This window comes from Pseudomonas sp. B21-035 (assembly GCF_024748945.1).
GTDB lineage: Bacteria > Pseudomonadota > Gammaproteobacteria > Pseudomonadales > Pseudomonadaceae > Aquipseudomonas.
On record NZ_CP087179.1, the window covers coordinates 4717882 to 4731295 of the forward strand.

General features: G+C 64.1%; 13 protein-coding genes. 3 read left to right on the forward strand and 10 right to left on the reverse strand.

The window, feature by feature from the left end; genetic code table 11:
• The first annotated feature begins 8 nt into the window (after positions 1-8).
• Entirely contained in the window at positions 9-1631 is a 1623-nt protein-coding gene (locus tag LOY22_RS21465; protein ID WP_258594739.1) for an arylsulfatase, read from the forward strand.
• Here LOY22_RS21465 and LOY22_RS21470 read toward each other — a convergent pair.
• Positions 1603-2292 (reverse strand): Crp/Fnr family transcriptional regulator, encoded by a 690-nt coding sequence (locus tag LOY22_RS21470; protein WP_258594741.1) that lies wholly within the window; start codon positions 2290-2292, stop codon positions 1603-1605. The two genes, LOY22_RS21465 and LOY22_RS21470, sit on opposite strands and share 29 nt — an antisense overlap.
• Positions 2293-2380: 88 nt before the next feature.
• Here LOY22_RS21470 and LOY22_RS21475 point away from each other — a divergent pair, with 88 nt between their 5' ends.
• Positions 2381-2905 (forward strand): DUF962 domain-containing protein, encoded by a 525-nt coding sequence (locus LOY22_RS21475; RefSeq protein WP_258594743.1) that lies wholly within the window; start codon positions 2381-2383, stop codon positions 2903-2905.
• 75 nt (positions 2906-2980) lie between these two features.
• Here the strand turns inward: LOY22_RS21475 and pcaC are convergent, their stop codons facing one another.
• The 9 genes from pcaC to pcaR form a co-directional block, all read right to left on the reverse strand.
• Positions 2981-3373 (reverse strand): 4-carboxymuconolactone decarboxylase, encoded by a 393-nt coding sequence (gene pcaC, locus LOY22_RS21480; RefSeq protein ID WP_045197482.1) that lies wholly within the window; start codon positions 3371-3373, stop codon positions 2981-2983.
• A gap of 2 nt (positions 3374-3375) precedes the next feature.
• Positions 3376-4173, reverse strand: coding sequence for a 3-oxoadipate enol-lactonase (gene pcaD / locus LOY22_RS21485; protein ID WP_213603363.1), 798 nt, complete (start codon positions 4171-4173; stop codon positions 3376-3378).
• Between the two features lie 11 nt (positions 4174-4184).
• The gene (locus LOY22_RS21490) at positions 4185-5549 is read right to left on the reverse strand and encodes a 3-carboxy-cis,cis-muconate cycloisomerase (RefSeq protein WP_045197477.1); all 1365 of its coding nucleotides are present in this window, start codon (positions 5547-5549) and stop codon (positions 4185-4187) included.
• Positions 5550-5568: 19 nt separating this feature from the next.
• Positions 5569-6858 carry an MFS family transporter gene (locus tag LOY22_RS21495; protein ID WP_045197475.1) on the reverse strand — a complete coding sequence of 430 codons (1290 nt, stop codon included), beginning with the start codon at positions 6856-6858 and terminating at the stop codon, positions 5569-5571.
• A gap of 119 nt (positions 6859-6977) precedes the next feature.
• Complete coding sequence (gene pcaF, locus LOY22_RS21500) at positions 6978-8183, reverse strand: 3-oxoadipyl-CoA thiolase (RefSeq protein WP_258597836.1); 1206 nt, start codon at positions 8181-8183, stop codon at positions 6978-6980.
• Positions 8180-8959, reverse strand: a complete 780-nt coding sequence (locus LOY22_RS21505) for a CoA-transferase subunit beta (RefSeq protein ID WP_045197471.1) — start codon at positions 8957-8959, stop codon at positions 8180-8182. The genes pcaF and LOY22_RS21505 overlap by 4 nt, the downstream gene beginning before the upstream one ends.
• Positions 8956-9813 (reverse strand): CoA transferase subunit A, encoded by an 858-nt coding sequence (locus LOY22_RS21510; RefSeq protein ID WP_258594747.1) that lies wholly within the window; start codon positions 9811-9813, stop codon positions 8956-8958. The genes LOY22_RS21505 and LOY22_RS21510 overlap by 4 nt, the downstream gene beginning before the upstream one ends.
• A 167-nt stretch (positions 9814-9980) precedes the next feature.
• On the reverse strand, positions 9981-11327 hold the full coding sequence (locus tag LOY22_RS21515; RefSeq protein ID WP_093379926.1) for an MFS transporter: 1347 nt from the start codon (positions 11325-11327) through the stop codon (positions 9981-9983).
• Between the two features lie 277 nt (positions 11328-11604).
• Positions 11605-12480 carry a pca regulon transcriptional regulator PcaR gene (gene pcaR, locus LOY22_RS21520; RefSeq protein WP_176794222.1) on the reverse strand — a complete coding sequence of 292 codons (876 nt, stop codon included), beginning with the start codon at positions 12478-12480 and terminating at the stop codon, positions 11605-11607.
• 607 nt (positions 12481-13087) lie between these two features.
• Here pcaR and LOY22_RS21525 point away from each other — a divergent pair.
• Complete coding sequence (locus tag LOY22_RS21525; RefSeq protein WP_258594750.1) at positions 13088-13288, forward strand: hypothetical protein; 201 nt, start codon at positions 13088-13090, stop codon at positions 13286-13288.
• The last annotated feature ends 126 nt before the right edge of the window (positions 13289-13414 follow it).

Here is a 13414-nt window from a genome sequence, read left to right on the forward strand (position 1 = left end):
AACCGACCATGAGCCAACGCCCCAACTTTCTGGTCATCGTTGCCGACGACCTGGGTTTCTCCGATATCGGCGCCTTCGGCGGCGAAATCGCCACGCCGAACCTCGACGCGCTGGCCACTGCCGGCCTGCGCCTGACCGACTTTCATACCGCGCCGACCTGCTCGCCCACCCGCTCGATGCTGCTCACCGGCACCGATCACCATATCGCCGGCATCGGCACCATGGCCGAGGCGCTGACCCCGGAGCTGATCGGCAAGCCGGGCTACGAAGGCTACCTCAACGACCGCGTGGTGGCCTTGCCGGAGCTGCTGCGCGATGCCGGATACCAGACCCTGATGAGCGGCAAATGGCACCTGGGCCTGACCGCCGAGCTGGCGCCCCAGGCCCGCGGCTTCGAGCGCTCCTTCGCCCTGCTGCCGGGCGCGGCCAACCACTATGGCTTTGAACCGACCTACGACGAACACACCCCGGGCCTGCTCAAATCAACGCCGGCGTTGTACATCGAAGACCAGACCTTCATCGACGAACTGCCCAAGGATTTCTATTCTTCCGACGCCTTCGGCGACAAGCTGCTGCAGTACCTGAAGGAGCGCGACCAGAGCCGGCCGTTCTTCGCCTACCTGCCGTTCTCGGCGCCGCACTGGCCGTTGCAGGCGCCGGCCGAAGTGGTGGCGCGCTACCAGGGCCGCTACGACGCCGGCCCCGAAGTGCTGCGCCAGGAGCGCCTGGAAAAACTGCGCACGCTCGGCCTGATCGCCGCCGACACCCAGGCCCACCCGGTCGACACCCAGGCCCACCCGGTCGACAACCACTGGCACAGCCTCAGCGACGAGCAACGCCAGCGCTCGGCGCGGGCCATGGAGGTGTACGCGGCGATGGTCGAGCGCATGGACTGGAACATCGGCCGGGTGCTCGACTACCTGCGCAACCAGGGCCTGCTCGACAACACCCTGGTGCTGTTCATGTCCGACAACGGCGCCGAAGGTGCGCTGCTCGAAGCCTTCCCCAAGTTCGGCCCGCAACTGGCCAGCTACCTCGACCAACATTATGACAACAGCCTGGACAACATCGGCCGGGCCAACTCCTATGTTTGGTATGGCCCGCACTGGGCCCAGGCGGCCACCGCACCGTCGCGGCTGTACAAGGCCTTTACCAGCGAAGGCGGGATTCGCGTACCGGCGCTGGTGCATTACCCGGCATTGGCACGCCAGGGTCAGATCAGCCAGCAGTTCAGCACGGTGATGGACATCACCCCGACCCTGCTCGATCTTGCCGGCGTGCGCCACCCCGGCAAGCGCTGGCGCGGCCGTGAGGTAGCGCCGCTGCGCGGTAAATCCTGGCTGGGTTACCTGTCGGGCGAGACCGAGCAAGTGCACGACGAAAACACCGTCACCGGCTGGGAGCTGTTCGGGCGCCGGGCCATTCGCCAGGGCCATTGGAAAGCGCTGTACATTCCCGGCCCGGTCGGCCCGGCCACCTGGCAGTTGTACGACCTGGCCAGCGACCCGGGCGAAATCAACGACCTGGCCGCAGTACAACCGGCGAAGCTGCAGGCGCTGCTGGGCGAATGGCAGAAGTATGTCGAGGAGACCGGAGTGATCCTCAGTCAGTCGCCGTTCCAGCCGGACTAGCCAGGGCCTGCAGGCGTGCCGGGTCGAGGATCTCGATCTCGCCATAGCCCAGGCGCAAGGCGCCTTCCTGCTGCAGCGACTTGAGGATCTGGTTGGTGGTCTGGCGCGACAGCGAGAGCATCAGCGCCAGTTGCTCCTGGGACAGTTGCAGCACGCGCCGGCTGCCAAGCAACTCGCCATAGCCGGCGGCGATCTGCAACAGCCTGTGGGCCACCCTCGGTGCGGCGGCCAGCAGGCTCTGCTGCTCCAGCGCAACAAACACCACGCGCAGTTTATGGCTCATCAACAAGGCCACGTCGCGCCAGTGCCGGGGCTGTTGATCGAGCAACTTCAACAGCGGCGCCTGGGGGATCCACAGCAACTGGGTCAGTCCTTCGGACTGGGCGTCGTGGGTGCGCGGCTGGCCGTCGAACAGGCTGATCTCGCCGAACCAGTGCGGCGCTTCGATCAGGGTCAGCAGCGCCTCCTTGCCATCGGTGGCCACCGCGCCCACGCGCATCGCCCCGTCGAGCACCGCATACAGCCCGCACGGCGCATCGCCGCGCTGGAACAGGTATTGCCCGGCCGCCAGCTGACGCGGCCGGGCCAGTGCCAGCAGGCTATCCTGAAAGCTGGGAGGCAATGCCTGGAACCAGTGACCTTGCAGCAGGGTTTCGCGCATAGCGCCTCGAAGCTGAACTCTGTCGGCTAGCCGACAGACAGGTGGATATCTGTAGGACATGCTCACGTTACCTACAGGAGGAACAACAATGAAAAACCTGGTCGAACACCTGAGTCAATACGCCGCCTACCACCGCGACCCGCGCAACATCGCCACCCACTTCATCGGCATACCGCTGATCGTGCTGGCGATAACGGTTTTGCTGTCACGCCCGGGCACCGAACTAGCTGGCGTCTGGCTGTCGCCAGCACTGCTGGTGGCGCTGGTTACCGGCTGGTTCTACCTGCGCCTGGACCAACGCCTGGGCCTGCTGATGGCGTTGTTGCTGGGCTTGTGCCTGTGGGCCGGGCAGGCGCTGGCGGTGCAAAGCACCCTGGTCTGGCTGAGTGCCGGGCTGGTGTTGTTCGTGATCGGCTGGGTGATCCAGTTTGTCGGCCACCACTATGAAGGCCGCAAGCCGGCGTTTGTCGATGATCTGATGGGCTTGATCATCGGGCCGTTGTTCGTGGTGGTGGAGCTGGGGTTCTTGCTGGGGTTGCGCCCGGAGCTGAAGAAGGCCATCGAGGAAAATGTCGGGCCGGTGGCGGTTCGGCAGAAGAAGGCAGCGGTCTGAGCGGGGCTGCTTTGCAGCCCTGCTCTTACACCAAACCTGTTGGAGCGGGCTTGCCCCGCGATGAGGCCCTGAGGGTCAGCCCCTGGACTCAACCCCCAACTCATCCCACACCGACTCGGCCAGGTGGAAGGTGGCATTGGCCGCCGGAATGCCGCAGTAGATCGCGCTCTGCATCAGCACTTCCTTGATCTCCTCACGGGTCACGCCATTGTTGGCCGCCGCGCGCAGGTGCAACTTCAGCTCCTCGTTGCGGTTCATGCCAATCAGCATGGCAATGGTGATCAGGCTGCGGGTATGCCGCGGCAGGCCCGGGCGGGTCCAGATGTCACCCCAGGCGTGGCGGGTGATCATTTCCTGGAACTCGCTGTTGAACTCGCTCAGGTTGCTCAGGCTACGGTCGACATGGGCATCGCCGAGCACCGCGCGGCGCACTTGCATGCCGGCGTCATAACGTTGTTTCTCGTCCATGGTCAGCCCTCTCGGCCCAGCAGAAAATCAATTACCCGGCGGCTGAACGGCGCACCGACTTCGACGTTGGAAAGGTGCGCAGCGTGGAATTCGGCGTACTGCGCGCCCGCCACGTTCTCCTGGATGAAACGCCCACCGGCCGGCGGCGTCACCGCGTCGTGGCTGCCGGAGATCACCAGCAGCGGAACCTTGATCTGGCCCAGTTGCTCACGAAAATCAGCATCGCGCACCGCCCCGCAGTTGGCCGCATAGCCTTCAGGCGAGGTGGCGGCGAGCATATCGGTAATCCGCTTGGCCTGGTCGGGATTGCCCTCGGCATAGGTTTTGGTGAACCAGCGCTCGATCGAGGCATCACGCAAGCCGACCATCGCGTCTTGACGATCACGCAATACCAGCTCGATGCGCGGGTTCCAGGTGTCCGGCGCGCCGATCTTGGCCGCGGTGTTGCACACGATCAGGCGGTTCAGCCGCTCGCCGGCGTTGATCCCCAGCCACTGGCCGATCAGCCCGCCCATCGACAGACCGCAGAAATGCGCCTGTTCGATGTGCAAGGCATCGAGCAACGCCACTACATCCTGCCCCAGTTGTTCGATGCTGTACGGCCCCGGGGTCACCAGCGAACCGCCATGGCCGCGGGTGTCGTAGCGCAGCACGCGAAAATGCGCGGTCAGGGCCGGGACCTGGGTGTCCCACATGTGCAGGTCGGTACCCAGAGAATTGGACAGCACCAGCACCGGCAGGTGTTCCGGGCCTTCGAGTTGATAGTTGAGTACGCCATCGGCGAGTTGTACCTGTGCCACTGCAGCCTCCTTCAGGCATTGACGCGGTGATGTTCAGCCAGCGCCCGCTCGACCCAGGCACGGGCCTGGCCGAGGTAGTGGGCTGGGTCGAGCAGACGATCGAGCTCGTCTGGCGAAAGTTCGGCACTGACCTGCGGCTCGTCGCCCAGCACGGCGCGCAGATGGCGCTGCTCGGCCACGGCCCGCTTGCAGCAGGTTTCCAGCAGATGGTGGGCATGGTCACGGCCCAGGCGCTGGGCCAGGACGATACTCACCGCTTCCGCCAGTACCAGGCCCTGGGTCAGGTCGAGGTTGCGGCGCATGCGCTCGGCGTCCACTTCCAGGCCATCGGCGATGATCTGTGCCTGGCGCAGCGCCCCGGAGACCAGGCAGCAGATCTCCGGCAGGGTTTCCCATTCGGCATGCCACAGGCCGAGGCTGCGCTCGTGCTCCTGGGGCATGGCGGCATACAGCGTGGCCAGCAGGCCCGGGACCCGGGTGGCGGCGCCGATCAGCACCGCAGCGCCGACCGGGTTGCGCTTGTGCGGCATGGTCGAGGAACCGCCCTTGCCCGGCGCCGAAGGCTCGAACACCTCAGCCGCTTCAGTCTGCATCAGCAGGCTGACGTCACGGCCGAGCTTGCCAAGGCTGCCGGCAATCATGCCGAGCACCGCCGCGAACTCCACCAGACGGTCGCGCTGGGTGTGCCAGGGTTGTTCAGGCAGCGTCAGCTGCAAATCTGCGGCCAAGGCTTCGGCGACCGGCAAGGCCTTGTCGCCCAACGCCGCCAGGGTCCCGGAGGCGCCGCCAAACTGCAGGGTCAGCAGGCGCGGCTTGAGTTCCTGCAGGCGCTGGCGATGGCGATTCAAGGCGCCCAGCCAGCTGGCAATCTTCATGCCCAAGGTGACCGGCGTAGCATGTTGCAGCCAGGTGCGCCCGGCCAGGGGCGTCTCGGCGTGAATCTCGGCCTGGCGCGCCAGGGCGTTGGTCAGTTGCGCCAGGTCGGCCTCGATCAAGGCCAGCGCCGCCCGCAGTTGCAACACCAGGCCGGTGTCCATGGCATCCTGGCTGGTGGCGCCCAGGTGCACATAACGCTCGGCCTCCGGTACGCCACTGGCAATCACCTTGCCCAGCGCCTTGACCAGCGGGATCGCCGAGTTGCCGGCCACGGCAATCGCCTCGGCCAGCGCGGCAAAGTCGTAGCGCTCGGCATGGCAGGCGGTTTCGATCGCCGCCACCGCCACCTGGGGGATCACCCCGGTGGCCGCTTCGGCACGAGCCAGGGCCGCTTCGAAATCAAGCATGCCCTGCACCCGGCCACGGTCAGAGAAAATCTCGCGCATTCCCTGCGCGGTGAAATAGGCATCGAACAGCTGATTGCCCGGACGCGGGTTCATTGGCAGTTCCTTGAACAGGTCAATGGTCGTGGTGCAGGTACGCAGCCTGCTTCGGCAAGCGCAGGCTGAACAGGAAGGCAATCGCCATCATCGCCGTAACGTACCAGTAAAAGGTGTTTTCCATGCCCATGGATTTCAGCCCCAAGGCGACGTACTCGGCCGAGCCGCCAAACAGCGCGTTGGCCACCGCATACGCCAGGCCGACGCCCAGGGCGCGTACCTGCGGCGGGAACATTTCGGCTTTGACCAGACCGCTGATCGAGGTGTAGAAGCTGACGATGCACAGCGCCAGGGTAATCAGCACGAAGGCCAGGAACGGGCTGGTGACGGTTTTCAGCGCCAGCAGGATCGGCACGGTGAACAGCGTGCCCAACGCGCCGAACAGCAGCATCGAATTACGCCGGCCGATACGGTCCGAGAGCATGCCGAACAACGGCTGCATGCACATGTACAAAAACAATGCGCCGGTCATGATGAAGCTTGCGGTCTTGGCGCTCATGCCGGCGGTGTTGACCAGGTACTTCTGCATGTAAGTGGTGAAGGTGTAGAAGATCAGCGAGCCGCCGGCGGTGTAGCCGAGCACGGTGATGAACGCCGCCTTGTGGTTGCGAAACAGCCCGGCGATGCTGCCGGCGTCCTTGTCGTTGCGGGTTTCGGCGCTGCTGGTTTCTTCCAGCGAGCGGCGCAGAAACAACGAGATCAGCGCAGCAATCGCACCGACCACAAACGGGATGCGCCAGCCCCAGGCGCGCAGTTCGTCTTCACTGAGCAACTGCTGGAGGATCACCACCACCAGCACCGCCAGCAACTGCCCGCCGATCAGGGTCACGTACTGGAACGAGGCAAAAAAACCGCGCTGGCCGCGCAGCGCCACTTCACTCATGTAGGTGGCGGTAGTGCCATATTCACCGCCCACCGACAGGCCCTGGAACAGCCGCGCCAGCAACAGCAGCGCCGGCGCCCAGGCGCCGATCGAGGCATAGGTGGGCAGGCAGGCGATGACCAGCGATCCGGCGCACATCATCAGCACCGAGATCATCATCGAATTCTTGCGGCCATGACGGTCGGCGACGCGGCCGAACAGCCAGCCGCCAATCGGTCGCATCAGAAAGCCGGCGGCGAACACTCCGGCGGTGTTGAGCAACTGTACCGTCGGATCGTCGGAGGGGAAAAAGGCCGGGGCGAAATAGATGGCGCAGAAGGCATAGACGTAAAAGTCGAACCATTCGACCAGGTTGCCCGAGGACGCACCGACAATGGCAAAGATGCGTTTACTACGCTCCTCACCGGTGTAATAGGCTGAAGTCATGGCTGCTTACTCTTGGTGGGTTCTGAGAGTCTAGACACACTCAGTAACACTCACGTTCCACAGAACAATCACGCCGGCCGCGCCGCCTTGCGTGGAGGCGGCGCGGCCGGGCCATTGGTTTACACCCGCTCGATGGCCAGGGCCAGGCCCTGGCCGACGCCGACACACATGGTCGCCAGGCCTTTGCGTCCGCCGGATTTCTCCAGGTGGTGCAAAGCGGTAAGGACCAGGCGCGCGCCGCTCATACCCAGCGGATGGCCAAGGGCAATGGCGCCGCCGTTGGGATTGACCTGCGGCGCATCGTCGGCCAGGCCGAGTTCGCGCAGCACGGCCAGGCCCTGGCTGGCAAAGGCTTCGTTGAGTTCGATGACATCAAAATCAGCCACCGCCACGCCCAGGCGCTCGGTCAGTTTGCGCACCGCCGGCACCGGGCCGATGCCCATTACCCGCGGCGCCACACCGGCACTGGCCATGCCCAGCACCCGCGCCCGCGGGGTCAGGCCATGCTTTTTCACTGCGTCTGCCGAGGCCAGGATCAGCGCCGCAGCACCGTCGTTGACCCCCGAGGCATTGCCGGCGGTGACGGTCTTGTCCGCGCCGTTGACTGGCTTGAGCCGGGCCAGGGCTTCGAGGGTGGTGTCGGCGCGCGGGTGCTCGTCGTGCTCAACGACCGTCTCGCCCTTTTTATGGGCGATGCGCACCGGCACGATCTCTTCGGCAAAGAAGCCCGCAGCCTGGGCGGCAGCCGTGCGTTGCTGGCTGCGCAGGGCAAAGGCGTCCTGGTCGGCACGCGAGACCTGGTAATCGTCGGCAACGTTTTCGGCGGTCTGCGGCATGGCATCGACGCCGTACTGGGCCTTCACCAGCGGGTTGATGAAGCGCCAGCCGATGGTGGTGTCTTCCAGCTTCATGTTGCGCGAGTAGGCGTTGTCGGCCTTGCCCATGACGAACGGCGCCCGGGACATCGACTCGACGCCGCCGGCAATCGCCAGCTCCATCTCGCCGCTGGCGATGGCGCGAAAGGCCGTGCCCACCGCGTCCATGCCCGAGGCGCAGAGGCGGTTGAGGGTCACCCCCGGCACGCTGTCCGGCAAGCCGGCCAGCAGCAGCGCCATGCGCGCGACGTTACGGTTGTCTTCACCGGCCTGGTTGGCGCAGCCGAGGAACACCTCGTCGAGCTGATCCCACTGTACCTGCGGGTTACGCTCGATCAATGCCTTGAGCGGCACTGCCGCCAGGTCGTCGGCGCGCACGCTGGCCAGGGCGCCGCCAAAGCGGCCAATGGGGGTGCGAATGGCATCGCAGATAAATACGTCACGCATCAGGCTTCTCCTGGCGCTTGGCCGTGGGCGGCGGCGGTGCGCGCTTCAAGGTCGCGCAGGGCGTTGAGCTCGACATCGCTCGGTGCGACGGTGGTTTGCACGTTGTCGGCAAAACGGATGGCCCAGCCGGTGGCAGCGATGATCTGCTCGCGGGTCACACCCGGGTGGATCGAGGTCACCACGAACTCATGAGTACCGGCTTCCGGCTCCATGATGCACAGGTCGGTAATAATGCCTACCGGCCCCTCGCCTGGCAGGCCCAGGCGCTTGCGTGAATCACCGCCTTCGCCGTGGCCGACCGAGGTAATGAAGTCGAGCTTGTCGACAAAGGCACGGTTCGACTGCTTGAGGATGATCAGCACCTGCTTGGCGGAACCGGCGATCTCCGGCGCGCCACCGGCACCTGGCAGGCGAACTTTGGGCTGGTGATAGTCACCGACCACGGTGGTGTTGATGTTGCCGAAGCGGTCGACCTGGGCCGCGCCGAGAAAGCCCACATCGATGCGCCCGCCCTGCAGCCAGTAGCGAAAGATCTCGCCGGTCGGCACCACGGTGTCGGCGGTTTCCGCTAGCTCACCGTCACCGATCGACAGCGGCAGCACGCTTGGCTTGGCGCCGATCGGGCCGGACTCGTAAATCAGCACGACATCGGGCGACGAGGTCAGGCGCGCCAGGTTGGCGGCCTTGGACGGCAGGCCGATGCCGACGAAGCAGACGGCGCCATTGCGCAGGCGACGGGCTGCGGCAACGGTCATCATTTCATTGGTGGAGTAGCTCATTGTGCAGCCTCCGCGCTGGCCAGTTTTGCCTTGAATTCAGTGAAGTCGGCGGTGCCGCGAATGTACTGGTCGACCCACGCCGTGAAGCTTTCGCGGCTGCGGGCAATCGGGTCCCAGGCCTGGTAGAAGCGATTGTCCCGCTCGTAGTAACCATGGGCGTAGGACGGATGCGCGCCGCCCGGCACCAGGCACACCGCAGACAGCGCCCAGGTCGGCAGCACGCAGGCGTTCATCGGCGCCTGGAGGTCGTCGACAATTTCCTCGACGGTGACGATGCAGCGCTTGGCCGCCAGGGCTGCTTCCTTCTGCACACCGAGAATGCCCCAGAGCAGCACGTTGCCCTTGCGGTCGGCCTTTTGCGCGTGAATCACGGTGACGTCCGGGCGTACCGAAGGCACGGCGGCGAGAACTTCACCGGTGAACGGGCAAGTGACGCTCTTGATCAGTGGGTTGACATTCGGCAGGTCGGAACCTGCGTAGGCACGCAGCACCGCGAAGGGCAGGCCCGAGGCGCCGGCGACGTAGGCGTTGGCCAGGTCGGCGTGGCTGTGTTCTTCGATCTCGATAGCGTGCGGCCAGTGTTTTTCAACCGCGTCGCGCAGGCGATGGAGGGAGCCGACACCCGGGTTGCCGCCCCAGGAGAAAATCAGCTTGCGGGCGCAACCGGCGCCGATCAGCTGGTCGTAGATCAGGTCAGGCGTCATGCGTACCAGGGTCAGATCTTTCTTGCCCTGACGAATGATTTCATGCCCGGCGGCAGTCGGAATCAAGTGCGTGAAGCCTTCGAGGGCGACGCTGTCTCCGTCGTTGACGAACTGCTTCACGGCGTCGTGGAGCGAGAGGATTTCAGCCATTGCAGACTCCTGGATATGCTGAGTCGGGGTCGGTTTCAAGGCGCCTCGGGCGGCGCCGGTCATGGGTTCAGATTAAGATGGGCTGGGGGGCTGTTCAATCCGATAATCGACTAACTGTTCGATTATCGAACTGATTGTTATCTTGCTAACAACACGTGCGAGGGCTGTCAGGTCGCATCTGCGTGACTGACCATGCCCTTGATAATCACCGCCGTGGTGGCCAGTGCCGCCGGGATCACCAGCGCGGTCAGCACTTGTTCGAAATTCCAGCCCAGGCCCAACAGGGTTGCGCCCATCCACGCCCCGAGAATCGCCCCGAAACGGCCGATACCGAGCATCCACGACACCCCGGTGGCGCGCCCCTGGGTCGGGTAGAAGCGGGCCGCCAGCGACGGCATCGCCGACTGCGCACCGTTGACGCACATACCGGCAATCAGCACCAGGGTCGCGAGTAGGGTGATGTTGCCCAGGCTCTGCCCTACCGCGTAGGCAAACACCCCGGCCAGCAAGTAGAAGGTGCCGATAACCTTGTGCGGGTTGTAACGGTCCATGGCCCAGCCCACCGCCACGGCGCTGAGCACCCCGCCAAACTGGAACAGCGCACCGATGAAGGCGGCCTGCTCCATGCTCGCGCCACTGTCGCGCATCAGGGTTGGTAGCCAGCTGGTCAGCAGGTAGACGATCACCAGGCCCATGAAATAGGTCAGCCACAAGAGCAGAGTGCCGACGCTGTAAGTCCCGGAGAAGATCACCGCAAACACGTTGCGGGCTTTGACTGTCTTTTGCTCCGGCACGCTGAAGCTCGATGCCTGGCCGACGATGGCCGGCTCGATCGGCGCCAGGGTCTTGCGTACCTTGTCGGTGCCGCGGTTGCGCACTACCAGGTAACGCGCCGACTCCGGCAGCCAGAACACCAGCACCACCGCCAGCACCAGTGGCAGAACCCCGCCGATCAGCAGCAGGCTGTGCCAGCCGAACGCCGGGATCAGCTTGGCAGAAATGAAGCCACCCCCGGCCATGCCCAGGTTGAAGCCGCAGAACATGCTGGTCACCAGCAGCGACTTGTGCCGCTCCGGGGTGTATTCGGACAGCAGCGTCGTGGCATTGGGCATGCCCGCGCCCAGGCCCAGCCCGGTGAGAAAACGCAGCACCAGCAACTGGTCAACATTGGTGCTGTAGGCCGACGCCAGGCTGAACGCGCCGAACAGCAGCACTGCCCCCACCAGTACGACTTTGCGCCCGAAACGATCGGCCAGCGGCCCGGACCCCAGCGCACCGAAGACCATGCCGATCAACGCAGCGCTCATCACCGGGCCGAGGCTGGCCCGGTCAATGCCCCAGTCCTGGGACAGGGCCGGGGCGATAAAGCCCATGGCCGCCGTATCGAGGCCGTCGAGGAAGACGATCAGAAAGCACAGGATCACCACCCGCCATTGGTAGCGCGACAGCGGTTGGCTATTGATAAAGGACTGCACATCAAGGCAGTTTCCGACAGCAGCTTGAGGACTATTCATTATTTTTATCCAGAAGAAGCGCGCGCGTGTGCGGGTGCGCGCGTGAACGGCACGGACGAACAGGGACGGGATCGAAAAACTGGATCAGCTGCCGCGCAGTCCCGCGTAGGACAGGTGCAAACCGTGCAGGGACAGGAAGTCGGTCATGGGGCGTTTGCCTCTCGCTCATTATTATGGGCGGCCAGGGCAGGCTGACCGCTGCGAGGGACATTAATAAGCAGGCGGGCGCGGCGCAATTCGATAAACGCATCTCTGTGCGTTTATCGAACAGGAACGTTCAGGCGAACAATTGCGCGCTGAGGTCACGACTGGCGGCAAGCATGATCGGCAGGAAGCGCTGTTCAAGCTCGGTGCGGCTGACCCGTCCGGCATGGGTACTGACGTTGAGCGCCGCCAGCACCTGGCCGGAGGCGTCGTAAACCGGAACGGCAATCGAGCGCAAGCCCTGCTCCAGCTCCTGGTCGACCACGCACCAGCCCTGCTGGCGAACCAGCTGCAGGCACTCGAGCAAGGCCACCGGGTCATGGAGGGTGCGGCTGGTCTTGGCCTGCAGGTCGGCGTGCTCGAGGTATTCGTGCAGGGTTGCGTCGTCCAGCGCCGCCAACAGGATACGGCCCATGGAGGTGCAATAAGCCGGCAGGCGCCCGCCAACCGACAGGTCGACCGAAATCAGGCGCTGCACCGTGGCCGAGCGGGCGATGTAGAGAATGTCGTCGCCCTCCAGGGTGGCCATGTTGCAAGCCTCGTGCAACTGGTCGCTCATGCGGTCCAGATAAGGCTGCGCTGATACCGCCAGCGGCGTCGACGACAAGTAGGCGTGACCCAGGGTCAGCACCTTGGGCAGCAGCGAATAGGTGCGCCCGTCGGTGGTGGCGTAGCCGAGCTTGATCAGCGTATGCAGGCAGCGGCGTACCGCGGCGCGGGGGATTTCCGTGCGGTGGCTGATCTGGGCGATGGTCAGGTGGCGCTTGCGCTCCTGGAACGCCTGAACTACCGCCAGGCCCCGGGCCAGCGAGGTCATGAAATCGGGGTCACCGGTAAAGGCCTGGATACGCTTGGCCGGCGAGGCAACGATAGGCGGCGCCAGGGACGCAAACGAGCTACGCACGTTGTCGTTCAATCCTGGCCCTTTGGGCGTGGTTTCTTCTGTCATGGCTAGCCTCGGCAACACGGTCACTGGGGCGATTATCGAACCATCGACCGATAATCGCAATTGACCGCTACCCTCAATTGCTTATACCTTTCTCCCGCCACCATGTGGCTTCTTGGAGAGACTGGTCAGGTACCCACCGTAGAAGTCCCAGGCACGGCCTTGCCCACGAAGCGAGGCCGTTTTTCCTTCCTCCGTAAAAGACGGGGTCGGTGGCCAGAGAACTTTTTCTCGGCGCCCGGTTCAAATTTCATACTCGGCGGACTGAGCGCATTCATAACTTCGTAACAAAACCGCCGCTCTATTGTTCTTATCAACAATAGAGAGTACTAGTGTCAGACAATCTGCTTGCTATAATAAAACTTCGTATCCACGCCCTTGGGCGGGGATAGTGCGGATCCAATCCGCTGCTGCCCCCAGGCAGACACAACCGGATCGCTGCAAGTGCCATTAACGTGAACACCTCGATGTTCACTTTCGCTTGCACCACCACAACCTACTGTTGCTGCGACAGTTATGCCGCTCTGGCCGCGTAGCCGTGTGCATGTTGTGCCCCGCGCACTCAATTGCCCGCGTAAACGCCAGGGTTTATATCCATACAGGTAATACTGTGACCAAAGATGAACTGCGCGCCGAACTAGAGCGCCAGGAACAACGTTACAAGGACGTCTATGGCGGTGAAGTCACCACTTATGCCGCGCAACCCGACCCGGAACGCAAGCCATGGCGCAAACGCGCAAGCGTGCTAGACCAGGCCTTCGCCCAGGAACTGGAAAAAATCCAGAAAGAACTCAAGGACCAGGCGCCCTGAGCCACGCCTGATGGCGATCGCAACACGCCGCGCCACGGCGTGCGGGGATGCTTTTAGCTGAGCACGATGCAGCTGATTTTTGCGCCGTCATACGCATGCGGTAACGGAATTTCACAAATTTCATAC